Here is a 19,998-nt window from a genome sequence, read left to right as displayed (position 1 = left end):
CCACAACACCGGCTGCACCACATCCGCCGACCCCAACCCCGGCGCACCCTCCACACCCGACAGAACATCAGACAACGACCACGACACATACGCCGACAACGCCCGCTCACACTCAGCAAGCCGCGCCGCGAACACCGGACTGCACGAGGCCAACTCCCGGCCCATACCCACCCACTGGGCCCCCTGCCCCGCGAACACAAACACCGTCCGGCCACTGGAGCGAGCCACGCCCGACACCACCGACCGCGTCTGCGCCCCGTCAGCCAGACTCTCCAAACCGCTCACCAGCTCCGCGCGGCCCGCACCGACAACAACAGCCCGCTCCTCGAACGCCGACCGCGTCGCCGCCAACGACCACGCCACATCCACCGGCTCAAGCCCAGGACGCGCCACAACCCACTCACGCAACCGCTCCGCCTGCGCCGTCAAACCCTCCGCCGTACGACCCGACACCAACCACGCACTCACATCGCCCGCATCAAGCACCACCGGAGCGGCAACCGGCTCGAGTCCGTCCGCGGGCTCCTCCAGAGCGTCCGCCGATTCGGTGGCCTCGGCCGGGGCCTCCTCCAGGATGACGTGGACGTTGGTGCCGCTCATGCCGAACGCCGACACACCGGCGCGGCGCACCCGCTCCCCGATGGGCCACGGCACCACGTCGGCGAGGAGCCGTACCTCGCCCGCCGACCAGTCCACGTGCGGCGTCGGCTCCTCCATGTGCAGGGTGCGCGGCAGCTGCTCGTGCTGGAGGGCGAGGACCATCTTCATGATGCCCGCCACACCCGCGGCGGCCTGCGTGTGTCCGATGTTGGACTTCACCGAGCCGAGCCACAGCGGCCGGTCGTCCGGCCGGTCCTGGCCGTACGTGGCGAGTAGCGCCTGCGCCTCGATCGGGTCGCCCAGCTTGGTCGCCGAACCATGTGCCTCCACCACGTCGACCTCGGCGGGCGACAGGCGGGCGCTGGCCAGCGCCGAACGGATGACCCGCTGCTGGGACGGGCCGTTGGGCGCGGTCAGACCGTTGGACGCGCCGTCCTGGTTGATCGCCGATCCGGGAATCACCGCAAGGACCTTGTGCCCGTTGCGCTGTGCATCCGAAAGGCGCTCCACCACGAGCATGCCCGCGCCCTCGGCGAAGCCCGAGCCGTCGGCCTCGGCCGCGAACGACTTGCAGCGTCCGTCCACCGACACGCCGCCCGCCTTGGCGAAGGCGACGAACACATCCGGGGTGGCGGTGACCGTCGCTCCGCCCGCGAGGGCGAGTGAGCACTCACCGGAGCGCAGCGCCTGCGTCGCCATGTGCAGGGCCACCAGGGACGAGGAGCAGGCCGTGTCCACCGTCACGGCGGGGCCTTCGAGGCCGAAGGTGTAGGACAGTCGGCCCGAGAGGACGCTGGTCGCGTTCCCGGTCACCAGGTGTCCCTCGACGACCTCCGTGCCCTCCAGCTGCACGTTGGATCCGTACCGGGAGCTGTATCCGCCGACGAAGGCGCCGGTCTGGCTGCCGCGCAAGGACTGCGGGTCGATGCCCGCCCTCTCGAACGCCTCCCACGACGTCTCGAGGAGCAGCCGCTGCTGCGGGTCCATGGCGAGCGCCTCGCGCGGGCTGATGCCGAAGAATCCGGCATCGAAGCAGCTCGCGTTCCTGACGAACCCGCCGCCCTGCGTGTACGAGGTTCCGGCTCGTTTCGATTCCGGGTCGTAGAGCGCTTCCATGTCCCAGCCGCGGTCCTGCGGGAACGGGCCGATGGCGTCCGTGCCTGAGGCGAGGATCTGCCAGAGCTCCTCCGGTCCTGCCGCGCCGCCCGGGAAGCGGCATGCCATGCCGACGATGGCGATCGGTTCGTCCGCCATGCCCGCCGCCATCGGGGTGGAGTGCGCCGCGACGGCGGGCAGGTCTCCCGCCAGTTCCGCGCGCAACAGCCCGGCGAGCGCCGCGGGTGTGGGGTAGTCGAAGACGAGGGTCGCGGGCAGGCGCAGGCCGGTCTCCGCGTTCAGTCGGTTGCGCAGTTCCACGGCGGTCAGCGAGTCGAAGCCCACGTCGGTGAAGGCGCGGCTCGCCTCGATCGCCTCGGCCGACGCGTGCCCGAGTACGGCGGCGACATGGGCGCGCACCAGGTCGAGGAGCAGCCGGGCGCGCTCCGCGGCGGGCACGGATGCCAGCTGCCGTCGCAACGCCTCGCCCGCCACTGCGCCCACTGCGGCGGAGCCCGCGACCGCGACGGCGCCCGACGCGGCGGTACGCCTGACGGTCGCGCCCGCCAGTGCCCGCCACAGCGGGGGAATGTCCTCGCTGCCCGCGGCCTGTGCCCGCAGGCCCGCCATGTCTAGGCGGGCGGGCATCAGCACCGCCTCGTCGCGGGCCAGTGCCACGTCCAGGACGACGAGTCCCTCTTCGGCGTCCAGCGGTACGAAGCTCCGGTCGATCCGCGAAAGGAGCCGCTCGTCCAGGTTGCGGCCGATGCCCGCCTCGTGGGCCCACGGGCCGAGCTGGAGGGAGAGGCCCGCGAGTCCCGCCGTACGCCGGAATCCCGCGAGGGCGTCCATGAACGAGTTCGCCGCAACATAGCTGCCCTGGCCCGGCGCGCCGAAGGTCGCCGCCGCCGATGAGAACGTGACGAAGCGCTCCAGGTCGAGGTGCGCGGTGAGTTCGTGCAGGTGCCAGGCCGCGTCGGCCTTCGGTCGCAGTACCGCCGAAAGGCGCTCGGGCGTCAGGAGTTCGATCACCCCGTCGTCGACGACTCCCGCGGAGTGGATGACGGAGCCCAGCGGGTTCTCGGCCGGAATGGTCTCGATGAGCGCGGCGAGTGCGGCCCGGTCGGCCACGTCGCAGGCGACGACCCTGACCCAGGCGCCGAGATCCGCCACCTCCGCGGCCAAGACGGCCACTTCGGCGGCGGCAGGACCAGAACGGCTGGTGAGGACCACACCTCCGGCCCGGCCCGTCGCCACCAGATGCCGGGCGACCAGCGCGCCAAGGGTGCCGGTTCCGCCCGTCACGAGGACCGAGCGGGCTGTGGTGTCGGCCTTCGGGCCTGTCGACCACTCGACCGGCATCAGTTCGCCGGACGGGCGGGTCAGCCGCCTGCCGTAGGCGGCCCCTCCACGGATCACCAGCTCGGACTCACCGCTGTTCAGGACCGTGGGCAGCACCCCGGCATGACCACCGGCGTCCACCACGGGCAGGTCCGCGAGGACAAGTCGGCCGGGGTTCTCCGCCTGCGCCGAGCGCAGCAGGCCCCATACCGCGGCGGCGGCCAGGTCGGCCACCGACTCACCGGCGACCGAGTCCACCGCGCCACGGGTGGCGACCACCAGCTGGGCGGCGGCCAGGCGCTGTTCGGTCAGCCACTCCTGTACGAGGCCGAGGGCCCAGCCGGTCGCCTGATGCGCGGACTCCGCCACGTCGTCGCCCTCGCCGCCGGCGCAGACCACAACCGTGCGCGGGTCGATGTCGCCCGCATCGGCGGCGGCGGCCAGCTCGGCGATGTCGGCGAAGGACCTGACCGCCACACCCGCGGCATCAAGGCCTTCGACCACCCCGTACCGGTCGGCGCCGATCAGTGCCCACTCCCCGGTCGGGGCGGCGGACCCGGCCACGGCAGCCCACTCCGTGACGAACAGCGAATCGGCCAACCTCGTGTCGGCCGCCGGGAGTTGGTCCATCGACACCAGGCGCTTCACCAGCGAGCCCACCGACACCACAGGAGCCCCGTCGGTGTCCGCGGCCGTCAGCGACAGGCCGCCCTGCTCGTCACGCCGCAGCCGCACCCGAAGCACCGACGCGCCACTGGCGTGCAGCTCCACGTCCGTCCACACGAACGGCATCCGGATCTGACCCGGCTCGGCCTCGGCCTCGGCCAGGGCCGCGCCGTGCAACGCGGCGTCGAGCAGCGCCGGGTGCAGGCCGAACGCGCCCGCCTCGTGCACCACCTCGTCCGGCAGCGCCACCTCGGCGAAGAGGTCGTCGCCACGGCGCCAGGCGGCCCGCAGGCCGTGGAACGCCGGGCCGTACACATCGGCCAGATGCACCGCGTAGAGATCCGCGATGTCCAGCGGCTCGGCATTGCGCGGCGGCCACTCCCGCAGGTCAGCTTCGGCCGTCACGCCCGTCGTGGCGGGGGCCACCACGCCGCTGGCGTGCTGCACCCACACCTGCTGTTCTCCCGCCTCGTCGGGGCGGGAGAACACCTCAACGCCGCGGCGGCCGTCGGCGTCGGCCGCGGCCACCACGACCTGGATCTGGACTCCGCCGCCGTCACCCGGCACCACCAGCGGTGCCTGCAGCGTCAGTTCCTCAAGGAGACCGCACCCGGCCTGGTCCCCGGCCCGTACCGCGAGCTCCACGAAGCCCGTGCCGGGCAGCAGCATCACACCGCCGACCGCGTGGTCGGCGAGCCACGGATGCGTACGCATCGAAAGGCGTCCCGTGCAGACGAGGCCCGCGCCACCGGCCAGCTCCACCACCGCGCCGAGCAGCGGGTGTCCCACGGCGCCAAGGCCCAGCGACATCGCGTCGCCACCACCACCGGTCCCCCGGACCGAAAGCTCCGTCAGTGTCCCCTTGGGCCAGAACCGCTCGTGCTGGAAGGCGTACGTCGGCAGGTCGACCCGCTCGGCGGACGGCAGCACCTTGGCCCAGTCCACGGCGACACCCTGCACGAACGCCTCGGCCAGCGAGGTGACGAGCCGCGTCGCGCCGCCGTCGTCACGGCGCAGCGTCCCGCACACCGCGGCGGGCACCGCGCCGGGACCCGCCTCCTGCGCGACCTCGTCGAGCGTGTCGTTCATCGCGCCGAGCAGCACCGGGTGCGGGGTGACCTCGATGAAGACCTGGTGACCCATTCCGGCCAGGGTCCGCACGGCACGCTCGTAATGCACCGTGGCGCGCAGGCTCCCGTACCAGTACGCGGCATCCAACTCCTCACCGGAGAGCGTCTCGCCCGTCATCGCCGACACCATCGGCACCCGGCCCTTACGCGGGGCGACCTCAGCCAGTACAGAGAGAATCTCCTGCTCAAGGCGCTCCACCTGGGCGGAGTGCGAGGCGTAATCCACCGCGACCATGCGCGCCCGTACGCCCTCGGACTCCAGTTCGGCCTTGAGCTCCTCGAGCGCCTCCGGCTCGCCCGAAACCACGACCACCGCGGGCCCGTTGACCGCTGCCAGCGACAGGCGCTCGCCCCAACGCACGATGCGCTCTTCGACCGCCGCAGCAGACTGGCTCACCGAGAGCATCCCGCCCGCACCCGCAAGCACCTTCAGCGACTGCGAACGCAGCGCCACCACCCGCGCGCCGTCCTCGACGCTGAGCATCCCGGCCACCGTTGCCGCGGCGATCTCACCCTGCGAATGACCCACCACCGCGTCGGGGCTGACACCAGCCGCCTCCCACACCGCAGCCAGCGACACCATCACCGCCCACAGCGCGGGCTGCACCACATCGGCGGCCACCAACTCGGGCGCACCCTCCGCACCCGACAGGACGTCACTCAACGACCACGGCACAAGCGGCGACAACGCCCGCTCACACTCCGCCAACCGCGCCGCGAACACCGGGCTGGTCTTCGCCAACTCCATGCCCATGCCCAGCCATTGGGAGCCCTGACCCGCGAAGGCGAACGCCGTACGCACGTCGGACTTGACCAGGCCGGAGACCACCGCGCCGCTGGGTGTCCCGTCGGCAAGGTTCTCCAAACCGGCCATCAGCTCGTCCCGGTCGCCGCCCACCACTACGGCACGGTGCTCGAAGGCCGCCCGGGTGGTCGCCAACGACCAGGCCAGGTCGCCCGGTTCGAGCTCGGGGCGGGCCGTGACCCATTCGCGCAGCTGGACCGACTGCGCCGAGAGGCCGTCCGCCGAGCGGCCCGACACCAGCCACGCACCGGCGCCCGACACCACGAGAGCCGCATCGCCCGCGTCCGCCGTATCGGCCGCACCGGCCTCCTGCTCCTCGTCCCCGGTTCCCTTGCCCTCGCCCTCCGGGCTGCGGTCCTCGGTGGGCGCCTCCTCCAGGATGAGGTGGGCGTTGGTACCACTGCCGCCGAACGAGGACACGCCCGCGCGACGCAGGCGTTCACCGGCGGGCCAGGAGACGGGCTCCGACAGGAGCTCCACCTCACCGGCGTTCCAGTCCACGTGCGGCGTGGGCTCCTTCACGTGCAGCGTCTTCGGCAGCTTTCCGTGCTGCATCGCGAGAACCATCTTGATCACACCCGCGACGCCGGAAGCTGCCTGCGTATGACCGATGTTCGACTTCACCGAGCCCAGCCACAGCGGCCGGTCGTCGGCGCGCTCCTGGCCGTACGTGGCGAGCAGCGCCTGCGCCTCGATCGGGTCGCCGAGCCTGGTGCCCGTGCCGTGTGCCTCGACCGCGTCCACGTCGGCGGCCGAGAGGCGGGAGTTCTCCAGGGCCGCGCGGATCACGCGCTGCTGGGAGGGGCCGTTGGGGGCGGTCAGGCCGTTGGAGGCGCCGTCCTGGTTGATCGCGGAGCCGCGGATGACCGCGAGCACGTTGTGCCCGTTGCGCCGTGCGTCGGAAAGCCGCTCGACGACGACCATGCCGGTGCCCTCGGCCCAGCCGGTCCCGTTCGCGTCCTCGGAGAACGCGCGGCACCGGCCGTCCACCGAGAGGCCCTGCTGCCGGGAGAACTCGACGAACATGCCCGGTGTCGCGAGGACCGTAACTCCGCCCGCCAGCGCCATCGAGCACTCGCCCGACCGGATCGCCTGGCAGGCCAGGTGCAGCGCCACCAGGGACGACGAACACGCCGTGTCCACCGTGAGGGCCGGGCCCTCGAGGCCCATGACGTACGACACGCGGCCCGAAAGGACAGCGGTCAGGTTGCCGGTCATCATGTGACCCTCAAGCCCGGCAGTGCCCCCTTCCGCCAGCTCCAGGTTCACTATGTAGTTCGACGTGAAACCGCCGATGAACACGCCCGTCTTGCTGCCGCGCAATGTCCCCGCGTCGATGCCCGCGCGCTCCAGGGCCTCCCACGACACCTCGAGAAGCAGTCGCTGCTGCGGGTCCATCGCAAGAGCCTCGCGCGGGCTGATCCCGAAGAATCCGGCATCGAATCCGCTCGCGTCCCGCACGAAAGCGCCGGACTGTGTGTACGACCGGCCGGACTTGTCCGGGTCGGGGTCGTAGACGCTCTCCAGGTCCCAGCCGCGGTCGGTCGGGAACTCGCCCACCGCGTCGCCGCCCTCGGAGACCAGATCCCAGAGGTCCTCGGGGCTTTCCACCCGGCCCGGGTAGCGGCACGCCATCCCGACGATCGCCATGGGCTCGTAGTCGCCCGCTTCCAGCTTGTGCAGGCGCTTGCGCGTCTCCTGGAGCTCGGCCGCAGTCTTCTTGAGGTAGGCGAAGAGTTTCTCTTGGTTATCCACAGTGACCCCTTGCTAAAGCGTGCCGTCAATAAGTCCGAAGCAACTAGTTGGACAAGCCAAGTTCCTTGTCCAGAAACTCAAACACCTCGTCGGGCGTTGCCGACTGGAGTTCGACCTCTTCACTTTCGGACTCCGCCCCGCCCTGTTTTCCGATCCACTGCGAAAGAATGCTCTGCAGCCGCCTCGTGATGCCTTCGCTCATTTCCTGGTCAGGCGCCGAACTCGACAGGCTAGATTCGAGCCGGTCGAGGTCGTCGAGTATCGGCACGGATACCGCTTCGTCCTCGATGAATTCGGTACGCAGCCAAGTGGCCACCGCCACGGGGGTGGGGTAGTCGAAAATCAACGTAGCCGGGACACGCAGTCCAGTCGCAGCGTTCAACCTGTTGCGGATCTCGACGGCGGTTAGCGAATCGAAGCCCAGGTCCTTGAATGCCTGCTGTGCCTGCACCGCGTCGAGCGACGGATGTCCGAGCACCACGGCCGCCTCGGACCGCACAAGATCCGTCAGAACCCGCTCCTGCTCCGCCCGGTCCATCCCTGCCAGACGGCGGCCCAACTCCCCTTCGGCGGGGGCGGCATCGATGGGTCCGGCACTGACGGCGGACAGTTGGCGCACCTCCGGCAGGTCCCGCACCAGCGGGCTCTGCGGCAGGCCGACCGCTGTCGCCGCCAGCTGGGCCCAGTCCACGTCCATCACCGTCACGACGGCATCGCGCCCGTCCAGCGATTCGCCAAGCGCGCGCACCGCGAGCTGCGGATCCATCGCGGGCATCGGGAGGCGCTTCATCCGCGAGCGGATCGCCTCCTTCGACTCCGCGAGGCCGCCGCCGCCCCACAGGCCCCAGGCCACCGAAAGACCGGCGAGACCACGGGCCCGCCGGTTCTCCGCCAGCGCGTCCAGGTAGGCGTTCGCAGCCGCGTAGTTGCCCTGACCGGCGGAGCCCAGCGTCGATGCCGCGGAGGAGAACAGCACGAACGCGTCCAGGTCGAGGTCCGCTGTCAGCTCGTCCAGGTAAGCGGCGCTGGCGGCCTTGGCCGCAAGGACCGTCTCCAGGCGATGCGCGGAGAGGCGGTCGACGACACCGTCGTCCAGCACGCCCGCGGTGTGCATGACCGACGACAGCCCGGGGCCGGTGTGCCCCGTCCATTCCACGAGCCCGGCGAGACTCGACCGGTCGCTCACGTCACAGGCCACCACATCGACCCGTGTGCCCTGCGCGGCCAGGTCAGCGACCGTTGCCGCGATGCCCTTGGCCGAAGGGCCGGAGCGGCCCGTAAGGACCAGACGCGGAGCACCCCTCTCGGCCAGCCACCGCGACACATGCCCGGCGATGGCCCCTGTCCCACCGGTGATCAGTACGCTGCCGCCCGGCGTCCAGTGCTCATCGCCCGCGCGGCTCTGGGCGGGTCGGCTCATCCTGCGGCCGAACAGGCCGGCCGACCGGATCGCGACCTGGTCCTCACCGCTCCCGGCGAGGACCGCCACCAGGCGCGCGCCCGCACTCTCGTCGACCGTCGCGGGCAGGTCGATCAACCCGCCCCAGCGGTCCGGGTGTTCCAGACCGACGACCCGGCCAAGACCCCACACCTGCGCCTGCACCGGACTGCCCGGCACTTCGTCCGGCGTGGCCGCGACTGCGCCGTGCGTGGCGACCCACAGTGGGGCGAGGACTCCCGCATCGCCCAGCGCCTGTACGAGACCCAGCGTCGCCGCGAGGCCGCTGGCTACCACCGGGTGATCCGGCACCGGCGTCTCGTCCAGCGCGAGGAGCGAGAGCACACCCGCCGCCTGCGTGCCCTCCACGGCCGCACTCAGCAGCGCGGCCAGCTCAGCACGGTCCACGACCCCGGCCGGAACCTCGACCACCACGACCTCGGCCCCACGCGCACCGAGTGCCGTCACGCATCCCTCCGCTCGGCCTTCGGGAGCCACGACGAGCCAAGTCCCGGACAGCACGCCCGGGTCGGGCTCGGCGATGGGCGCCCAGCCCATGCGGTAGCGCCAATGGGCGGTCACCGACCGGTCCTGCTCACGGCGGCGCCACGACGTCAGCGCGGGCAGCACCTCGCTGAGATGCCGCTGGTCGTCGATGGCGAGCGTGTCGGCGATGCGCGTCAGGTCGCCGCCCTCCACGGCCGCCCAGAACTGGGCCTCGGCCGCCGTGCCCGCACCGTCCCCGCCCGCGGCCGATCCACCGTTCGGCAGCGCCGACTGGCCGCGCGGCCAGTAGCGGTCGTGCCGGAACGCGTACGTCGGCAGGTCGACCCGCTCGGCGGACGGCAGCACCTTCGCCCAGTCCACCGCGACACCCTGCACGAACGCCTCGGCCAGCGAGGTGACGAGCCGTGCCGCTCCGCCGTCGTCACGGCGCAGTGTCCCGCACACCGCGGCGGGCACCGCGGCAGCACCCGCCTCCTGCGCCACTTCCTCCAACGACTCCGTCATCGCGCCAAGGAGCACCGGGTGCGGAGTGACCTCGATGAAGACCTGGTGCCCCGTACCGGCAAGAGTCCGCACGGCACGCTCGTAATGCACCGTGGCGCGCAGGCTCCCGTACCAGTACGCGGCATCCAACTCCTCACCGGAGAGCGTCTCGCCCGTCATCGCCGACACCATCGGCACCCGGCCCTTACGCGGGGCGACCTCAGCCAGTACGGAGAGGATCTCCTCTTCGAGCCGCTCCACCTGGGCGGAGTGCGAGGCGTAATCCACGGCCACCATGCGCGCTCGTACGCCGTCCGCTTCCAACTCGGCCTTGAGCTCCTCAAGCGCCTCCGGCTCACCGGACACCACCACTGTGGCCGGCCCGTTGACTGCCGCCAGCGACAGGCGCTCGCCCCAACGCACGATGCGCTCTTCGACCGCCGCAGCAGACTGGCTCACCGAGAGCATGCCGCCCGCGCCCGCCAGCACCTTCAGCGACTGCGAACGCAGCGCCACGACACGGGCGCCGTCCTCGACGCTGAGCATCCCGGCCACCGTTGCCGCGGCGATCTCACCCTGCGAATGACCCACCACCGCGTCGGGGCTGACACCAGCCGCCTCCCACACCGCAGCCAGCGACACCATCACCGCCCACAGCGCGGGCTGCACCACATCGGCGGCCACCAACTCGGGCGCACCCTCCGCACCCGACAGGACGTCACTCAACGACCACGGCACAAGCGGCGACAACGCCCGCTCACACTCCGCCAACCGCGCCGCGAACACCGGGCTGGACGAAGCCAACTCCCGTCCCATGCCCACCCACTGCGAGCCCTGCCCCGCGAACGCGAACACCGTACGCGCGTCCGAGCGGGCCACGCCCGACACCACCGAACCGGCGGACACACCTGCCATCAGGCTCTCCAAGCCCGACACGAGTTCCGTTCGGTCGCCGCCCACGACGACCGCCCTGTGCTCGAACAGGGACCGGGTCACGGCCAGCGACCAGGCCACGTCGGCCGGGTCCGATCCCGGGCGTGCGGCGACCCACTCCCGCAGCCTGCCCGCCTGCGCCGACAGCGCCTTGGCCGACCGGCCCGACACCACCCACGCGGTCGATCCCGACACGAGCGTGCCGCTCTCGGCATCCTCGGTGTCGCCGTCTTCCATGGCCTGGGGCTCAGCAGCCGGGGCCTCTTCGAGAATGATGTGCGCGTTGGTGCCGCTGATTCCGAAGGAGGACACACCGGCGCGGCGCGGCCTCTCGTCGACGGGCCACGGCACCGGTTCGGTCAGCAGCCGCACCTGTCCTGCCGACCAGTCGATGTGCGGCGACGGCTCGTCCACGTGCAGCGTCCGGGGCAGCAGCCGGTGCCGGAGCGCAAGCAACATCTTCATGACTCCGGCCACGCCCGCGGCGGCCTGGGTGTGTCCGATGTTGGACTTCACCGAGCCCAGCCACAGCGGCCGGTCGTCCGGCCGGTCCTGCCCGTACGCGGCGAGGAGCGCCTGTGCCTCGATCGGGTCACCCAGGGTGGTGCCGGTGCCGTGCGCCTCGACCACGTCCACGTCGGCGGCGGACAGCTGTGCGTTGGCCAGGGCCGCCCGGATCACGCGCTGCTGGGACGGACCGTTGGGGGCGGTCAGGCCGTTCGACGCGCCGTCCTGGTTGATCGCGGAGCCGCGCACCACCGCGAGGACCGGGTGGCCGTTGCGCCGGGCGTCGGACAGCCGTTCCACCACGAGCATGCCTACGCCCTCGGACATGCCCATGCCGTCGGCCGCCGCGGCGAACGCCTTGGACCGGCCGTCCACCGCGAGCCCGCGCGCCTGGGAGAACGCCACGAATCCGTCGGGACTCGCCATGACGGTGACGCCACCGGCGAGGGCCAGCGAGCACTCGCCCGCCTTGATCGCCTGGCAGGCCATGTGCAGGGCGACCAGGGACGAGGAGCACGCCGTGTCCATCGTCACGGCAGGGCCCTCGAGGCCGAAGACGTACGACAGGCGGCCGGACAGAACGCTGGTCGCGTTGCCGGTCATCACGTGCCCCTCGCTGCCCTCGAACTCCCCGTCGCCGTCGAGGCTGAGCCCGGCGTACCCCGACCCGTAGCCCCCGACGAACGCGCCGGTGCGGCTGCCGCGCAGCGCCGCCGGGTCGATGCCTGACCGCTCGAACGCCTCCCACGACGTCTCCAGGAGCAGCCGCTGCTGCGGGTCCATGGCGAGCGCCTCGCGCGGGCTGATGCCGAAGAAGCCCGGATCGAAGCCGCTCACGTCGCGGACGAATCCGCCTTCCTGGGTGTACGAGGTTCCCGCGTGCTCGGAGTCCGGGTCGTACAGCGCCTCGATGTCCCAGCCGCGGTCCTGCGGGAACGCACCGATCGTGTCCGTGCCATCGGCGAGCACCTGCCACAGCTCCTCCGGTCCTGCCGCGCCGCCGGGGAAGCGGCAGGCCATGCCGACGATCGCGATCGGCTCGTCCGCCACCGCGGTGGAAGGAAGGGCGAGTGCGGGTTCGGCGGCGGGCAGGTCTCCGGCAAGCTCGCCCCGGAGCAGCAGGGCCAGCGCGGCCGGGGTGGGGTAGTCGAAGATCAGCGTGGCCGGCAGCCGCAGGCCCGTCTCCGTCCGCAGGCGGTTGCGCAGCTCCACGGCGGTCAGCGAGTCGAAGCCCAGGTCGGTGAAGGCGCGGCTCGCCTCGATGGCCTCCGCCGATACGTGTCCGAGTACCGCGGCCACATGCGCGCGCACCAGGTCGAGCAGCAGCCGGTCCCGCTCCGGGCCCGACGCCCCTGCCAGTCGGCGGCGCAGTCCTTCCCCGGCGTCCGTACCGGCCGCCGCGGCATGGGCTGCGGCCGTCCGCCGGACCTGGCCACCGGCCAGTGTCCGCCACAGCGGCGGGATCTCCGTGCTGCGCGCGGTCCGTGCCCGCAGGCCCGCCAGGTCGAGCCGGGCCGGAACGAGTACGGCCTCGTCGCGGGCAAGCGCCGTGTCGAGCACGGCCAGGCCCTCGTCCGCGCCGAGCGCCGCGACACCCGACCGGCTGATACGCGTAAGGAGCTGGTCGCCGAGCTCCCTGCCGATGCCCGCCTCGTGCACCCACGGACCCCAGGCCAGCGACAGGCCCGCGAGGCCCGCCGCGCGCCGGTGGCCCGCCAGCGCGTCCAGGAAGGCGTTGGCGGCGACGTAATTGCCCTGTCCGGGCGCGCCAAACACGGCTGCCGCCGAGGAGAACAGGACGAAGTGGTCCAGGCTCAGATCCATGTCCTGGGTGAGCTCGTGCAGATGCCAGGCCGCGTCCACCTTCGGTCGCATGACCGCCGCGAGGCGGTCGGCCGTGAGCGTGGCGATCACACCGTCGTCAATGATCCCGGCGGCGTGGAAGACGGAGCCGAGCGGGCACTCGGCCGGAACGGTCTCCAGGAGCGCGGCGAGCGCGCTCCGGTCCGCCACGTCGCAGGCCACGATCCGGACCCAGGCACCGAGCCCCGCCAACTCCGCCGCCAGCATCGCCGCATCAGCGGCATCAGGGCCTGAGCGGCTGGTCAGCACCACACCATCGGCACGCCCGGTCACCACGAAGTGCCGGGCAACCAAACCACCCAAAGTGCCCGTACCGCCCGTCACCAACAGCGTCCGCGAGACGCCGGTGTGCGGGCTCGCGGGGTGTTCAACCGACGCCTCAGCGCCGGACGGACGGGCAAGACGTCGCCCGAGAGCGCTCGTGCCGCGCAGCGCGAGCTCCGGTTCACCGGTGCCGACGACCGCCGGAAGTACGGCGATCTGCTCACCGATTCCGGCGGCGGAGAGGTCTGCTTCGGCGGCAGGGAGGTCTACGAGGACCAGTCGTCCGGGGTTCTCCGACTGCGCCGAGCGCAGCAGGCCCAGGGCCGCGGCCGCCGCCAGGTCCACGACACCGCCGTCACCCGTGGCTGCCACGCCGCCGCGGGTGACCACCGTCAACTGGGCCGTCTCCAGAGCGGGTTCGTCCAGCCACGCCTGGACCAGGTCCAGCGCTTCGGCGGTGATCCGCCGGGCCGCGTCCGGCACTGCTTCGGCGTCGTCGTCGGCCGGAAGGGCACCGACGCAGACCAGCGCCACTTGGGGCGCGGCCTCCCCCGCCTCAGCAGCGGCGATCATTTCAGCAAGGTCGGCGAAGGATCGCACGGCCACACCCGCGGGGCGCAGCCCTTCGACCACCCCGAACCGGTCCGGCCCGATCAGTGCCCACTCCCCCGTGAGTCCTGCGGCGGTCTCGGCCGCAGGATTCACAGGAGTCCACTCCTGGACGAACAGCACGTCGGCCGGTCCGCTGTCGGCGGCCTTGAGCTGCCCGGCCGACACCGGGCGGCTGACGAGCGACTCCACCGAGACCACCGGTGCGCCCGTGGCGTCCGCGGCCGTCAGCGCGAGACCGCCCCACGCGTCCCTGCGCAGCCTGGCCCGCAGCACCGACGCCCCACTCGCGTGGAGTTCCACGCCGGTCCACGCGAACGGCATGCGGATCTGGCCGGAGTGGTCACCCTCGGCGTCCTCCGTGGAGGCGGCGCCCTCCAGCGTCGCGGCGTGCAGGGCCGCGTCGAGCAACGCCGGGTGCAGCCCGAACGCACCTGCCTCGTGAGCCACCGCCTCCGGGAGCTCCACCTCCGCGAAGACGTCATCGCCGCGGCGCCAGGCGGCCTGCAGTCCGTGGAACGCGGGCCCGTACACATCGGCCAGCCGCACCGCGTACAGCTCGTCGACGTCGAGCGCGGTCGCGCCCTGCGGCGGCCAGGCGGTCAGGTCGTCCTCCGCCGCCCGCGCCGGTCCAGCGGGAGCGATCGTGCCACCCGCGTGCTGGACCCACGCCTCCTGGGTGCCGTCGGGACGGGAGAACACCTCCACCGTCCGACGCCCCTCGGCATCGCCGTCAGCCACCACCACCTGCACTTGTACGCCACCATCGGCGGGCACCACCAGCGGCGCCTGCAACGTCAGCTCCTCCAGCGCGCCACAACCCACCTGATCCCCGGCACGCACGACCATCTCCACGAAACCGGTACCAGGGAGCAGCATCACGCCGCCCACCATGTGATCGGCCAGCCACGGATGCGTACGCACCGAAAGACGCCCCGTGCAGAGAAGACCCGCACCACCGGCCAGCTCCACCACCGCGCCAAGAAGCGGGTGATCCACCGCACCCAGACCCAGCGACACCGCGTCCTGGCCCGCACCCGTCGGCGACAGGGGGATCATCCCCTGCGGCCAGAACCGCTCGTGCCGGAACGCGTACGTCGGCAGCTCCACCCGCTCGCCCAGCGGGAGCACGGCCGTCCAGTCCACCTCGACGCCGTGGACGAACGCCTCGGCGAGCGAGGTGACGAGCCGCGTCGCGCCGCCTTCGTCACGCCGCAACGTCCCGCACACCGCCCCGGGCACGACACCCGGGCCTGCGTCCTGCGCGATCTCTTCGAGGGTGTCGTTCATCGCGCCCAACAGCACCGGGTGCGGCGTGACTTCGATGAAGACCTGGTGCCCCATCCCGGCCAGGGTCCGTACCGCCCGGTCGAAGTGCACCGATGCCCGCAGGCTCCCGTACCAGTACGCGGCGTCCAACTCCTCACCGGTCAGCACCTCGCCCGTCATCGCCGACACCATCGGCACTCGACCCTTATGCGGGGTGATCCCGGCAAGTACGGAGGCGATCTCCTCTTCGAGCCGCTCGACCTGGATCGAGTGCGAGGCGTAGTCCACGGCCACCATGCGCGCCCGTACGCCATCCGCTTCCAGCTCGGCCTTCAGCTCCTCGAGCGCCTCCGGCTCACCGGACACCACTACCGCTGCCGGACCGTTCACTGCCGCCAATGAAAGGCGCTCGCCCCAGCGCGGCAGACGCTCCTTAACTGCCGCAGCAGACTGGCTCACCGAGAGCATTCCGCCCGCGCCTGCCAGCACCTTCAGCGATTGCGAACGCAATGCCACGACGCGGGCGCCGTCCTCCAGAGACAGCATCCCCGCCACCGTCGCGGCGGCGATCTCACCCTGCGAGTGACCCACGACAGCGTCGGGACTGACACCTGCCGCCTCCCAGACCGCGGCCAGCGACACCATCACCGCCCACAGCGCGGGCTGCACCACATCCGCCGCCACCAACTCGGGCGCACCCTCCGCACCCGACAGGACATCGGACAGTGACCACGGCACGAACGGAGCCAGCGCCCGCTCACACTCCGCGAGCCGCGCCGCGAACACCGGGCTGTTCTCGGCCAGTTCACGGCCCATGCCCAGCCATTGAGAGCCCTGGCCCGCGAACGCGAACACCACGCGCGCGCCGGGGCGGGCCACACCGGACACCACGGAGCCCGCGGGCACGCCGGAGGCCAGGTTCTCCAGGCCGGTCACCAGCTCAACACGCTCGCCGCCGACCACCACGGCCCGGTGCTCGAACGCCGACCGCGTCGTCGCAAGGGACCATGCCACGTCCACCGGCTCCAACTCCGGTCGCGCGCCCAGCCATTCGCTCAAGCGGTCAGCCTGAGCCGCAAGGCCCTCCGCCGACCGCCCCGACACCAGCCACGCACCGGCGTCCGACACCGCTACGGCCGTACCGGCATCATTATCGGTATCGGCTGCCGGGTCGGCTCCGTCCTCGGCCGTGGCGTCCTCGGCGGGCGCCTCCTCCAGGATGACGTGGGCGTTGGTGCCGCTCATGCCGAACGAGGACACACCCGCACGACGCACCCGCACGCCGGAAAGCCACGGCACCTGCTCGTTCAGCAGGCTGATGTCACCGGCCGTCCAGTCGACGTGTGACGACGGCTCATCCGCGTACAGCGTCTGCGGCAACTGCTCGTGCCCCAGGGCGAGGACCATCTTCATGATGCCCGCGACACCTGCGGCGGCCTGGGTGTGTCCGATGTTGGACTTCACCGAGCCCAGCCACAGCGGCCGGTCATCCGGCCGGTCCTGCCCGTACGCGGCGAGGAGCGCCTGTGCCTCGATCGGGTCACCCAGGGTGGTGCCGGTGCCGTGCGCCTCGACCACGTCCACGTCGGCGGCGGACAGCTGTGCGTTGGCCAGGGCCGCCCGAATCACGCGCTGCTGGGACGGACCGTTGGGAGCGGTCAGACCGTTGGACGCGCCGTCCTGGTTGATCGCGGAGCCGCGTACCACCGCGAGGACCGGGTGGCCGTTGCGCCGGGCGTCCGAGAGCCTTTCCACGACGAGCATGCCCGCGCCCTCGGCCCAGCCGGTGCCATCGGCGTCCTCGGAGAACGCACGGCACCGACCGTCCACCGAAAGACCCTGCTGCCGCGAGAAGTCGATGAATGTCCCCGGCGTCGCCATCACCGTCACACCACCGGCCAGCGCGAGCGAGCACTCACCCGAACGCACCGCCTGGGCTGCGAGGTGCAGCGCCACAAGCGACGACGAACACGCCGTGTCCACCGTCACCGCCGGACCCTCAAGACCCAGCGCGTACGACACCCGGCCGGACAGCACACTCGTCGCGTTGCCGGTCAGGAGGTGGCCTTCGACACCGGGACCGCCCTGGCCTGCCAGGGTGAAGCCGTAGCCGGAGGCGTAGCCGCCCGCGAAGACGCCCGTCGTGCTGCCGTGCAGGATTCTGGGGTCGATACCGGCGCGCTCAAGCGCCTCCCACGAGGTCTCCAGAAGCAACCGCTGCTGCGGGTCCATCGCGAGGGCCTCGCGCGGGCTGATCCCGAAGAAGTCCGCATCGAACTCCGCCGCGTCCCGCAGGAACGCGCCCTGCGCCACGTACGAAGTGCCCTCGCTCTCGCGGTCAGGGTCGTAGACGCCGTCCAGGTCCCAGCCACGGTCGGTCGGGAAGCCGCCCACCGCGTCACCGCCCGAGGACAGCAGCTCCCAGAACTCCTCCGGACTGCCCGCACCACCCGGGAAACGGCACGCCATACCGACGATCGCCAACGGCTCGTCCGAAGCCGCCACGAAGGCCACGGGTCCACCGACGCCCGCCTGCTCCCCGGTCAGCTCGCCCCGCAGGAACCCGGCAAGGACGACCGGAGTGGGGTAGTCGAAGACGAGCGTGGCGGGCAGCCGCAATCCGGTCATCGCATTGAGGCGGTTGCGCAGCTCGACTGCCGTCAGGGAGTCGAAGCCCAGGTCCTTGAACGCCCGCCGGTCCTCGACCGCTTCAGCCGATGCATGACCGAGGACCACGGCCGCCTCGCCGCACACCACATCGGTGAGCAGCCGCTCCTGCTCCGCCCTGCCGAGACCGGCGAGCCGCCGGGCCAGTTCACCCTTGCCGCGCGCCACGGATCCGGATCCGGCACCCACGGCGGCCAGTTGGCGGACCTCGGGCAGGTCACGCACCAGCGGCGCCTCCCACAGCCCCGCGGTGTCGGCCCCGGACGCCAGCCGGGCCCAGTTCACGTCCATCACGGTCAGCACCGCGTCGGGCCCCTCCAGGGCCTCGCCGAGTGCCCGGACCGCCAGCTGCGAGTCCATCGGCGGCATAGCGCTCCGCCCGGCCCGCTCTCGGACCGCCTCGCTGGACGCGGCGAAACCGTCGCCCGCCCATGCACCCCAGGCCACGGTGAGGCCGACGAGGCCGCGGGCCCGCCTGTTCTCCGCCAGTGCGTCCAGGTAGGCGTTCGCAGCCGCGTAGTTGCCCTGACCGGCGGAGCCCAGCGTCGATGCCGCGGAGGAGAACAGCACGAACGCGTCCAGGTCGAGGTCCGCTGTCAGCTCGTCCAGGTAAGCGGCGCTGGCGGCCTTGGCCGCGAGCACCGTCTCCAGGCGATGCGCGGAGAGGCGGTCGACCACGCCGTCGTCCAGAACGCCCGCGGTGTGCATCACCGACGCCAGCCCGGGGCCGCTACGCCCCGTCCACGCGATCAACCCGGCCAGGTCCGACCGCTCGCTCACGTCACAGGCCACCACATCAACCCGCGTGCCCTGCGCCGCCAGATCGGCGACCGTTGCCGCCATACCGGCAGCCGCGGGACCGGAACGGCTCGTCAGAACCAGACGCGGCGCGCCCCTCTCGGCCAGCCACCGCGACACATGCCCGGCGATGGCCCCTGTCCCACCGGTGATCAGTACGCTGCCGCCCGGCGTCCAGCGGACTTCACCGCGAGGCTGCGTGGCCCGGGTCAGGCGTCGGCCCAGTACTCCTGCCGACCGGATCGCGACCTGGTCCTCGTCGCACCCGGCAAGCACCGCCACCAGGCGCGCACCGGCCCGCTCGTCGACCATCGCGGGCAGATCGACCAACCCGCCCCAGCGCTCCGGGTGTTCCAGACCGACCACCCGGCCAAGACCCCACACCTGCCCCTGCACCGAACTGACCAGCGCCTCACCGGGCGCGGTCACGACCGCGCCACACGTGGCCACCCACAGCGGCGCGACGACTCCCGCATCACCCAGCGCCTGCACGAGAGCCAGCGTCGCGGCCAGACCGCCGGACACCACCGGATACTCCGCCACCGGCGTCTCGTCCAGCGCGAGGAGCGACAAGGCGCCCGCCACCTGCGTGCCCTCCAGCGCCGCACTCAGCAGCGCGGCCAGCTCGGCACGGTCCACGACCCCGGCCGGAACCTCGACCACCACGACCTCGGCCCCACGCGCACCCAGCGCCTCCACGCACTGCTGCACCATGCCGCTGACGCAGCCCGCCGGAGCGACGACGAGCCAAATCCCGTACAGTACACGGGAGTCGGGCTCAGTGACCGGAGCCCAGGTCACGCGGTAGCGCCAGTTCGCGGTCACCGACCGGTCCAGCTCACGACGGCGCCACGACGCCAGCATGGGCAGAATCTCGCCCAGATACCGCTGATCCTCGATCTCCAGCACAGCGGCGACCCGCGCCACATCGCCGCCTTCGACCGCGGCCCAGAACTCCGCCTCCGCCGCCGTACTCGCACCATCACCACCGACGATGGACGCCGCCGTGGGCAACGCCAGCACGCCCTCGGGCCAGAACCGCTGATGCCGGAACGCATACGTCGGCAATTCCACCCGCTTCCCGACGGGCAGCACCGTGCTCCAGTCCACCGTCGCGCCCTGCACGAATGCCCGCGCCAGGCCGGTCACCAGACCCGACACGGCCTGCTCGTCGCGGCGCTGGAGCGGTACGAAGACGCTCTCGTCGCCGCCGACACCGGCCACCGCATCCGGGCCGAGCGCGGACAGCGAACCATCCGGGCCCACCT

2 protein-coding genes and 2 pseudogenes are annotated in these 19,998 nt (G+C 72.0%); all 4 read right to left on the bottom strand.

Features of this window, described 5'->3' with window-relative positions; all coding sequences use genetic code 11:
• Positions 1 to 3,057 (bottom strand): type I polyketide synthase (locus ACIBCK_RS38835; RefSeq protein WP_399398043.1); only part of this gene is annotated, 3,057 nt, incomplete at its 3' end.
• Between the two features lie 51 nt (positions 3,058 to 3,108).
• A pseudogene (locus tag ACIBCK_RS38830) lies at positions 3,109 to 3,666 on the bottom strand (hypothetical protein); the annotation flags it as partial.
• Positions 3,667 to 3,693: 27 nt separating this feature from the next.
• Positions 3,694 to 7,353, bottom strand: a pseudogene (locus ACIBCK_RS38825) (type I polyketide synthase); the annotation flags it as partial.
• An 82-nt stretch (positions 7,354 to 7,435) separates the two neighbouring features.
• Positions 7,436 to 19,954, bottom strand: a complete 12,519-nt coding sequence (locus ACIBCK_RS38820) for a type I polyketide synthase (RefSeq protein ID WP_399398041.1) — start codon at positions 19,952 to 19,954, stop codon at positions 7,436 to 7,438.
• Positions 19,955 to 19,998: the final 44 nt, after the last annotated feature.

Origin of the sequence: Streptomyces sp. NPDC051218 (genome assembly GCF_044455475.1) — a bacterium.
GTDB lineage: Bacteria > Actinomycetota > Actinomycetes > Streptomycetales > Streptomycetaceae > Streptomyces.
Note: the sequence above shows the minus strand (reverse complement) of the source record. Positions and strands in the feature narration are given on the sequence as shown.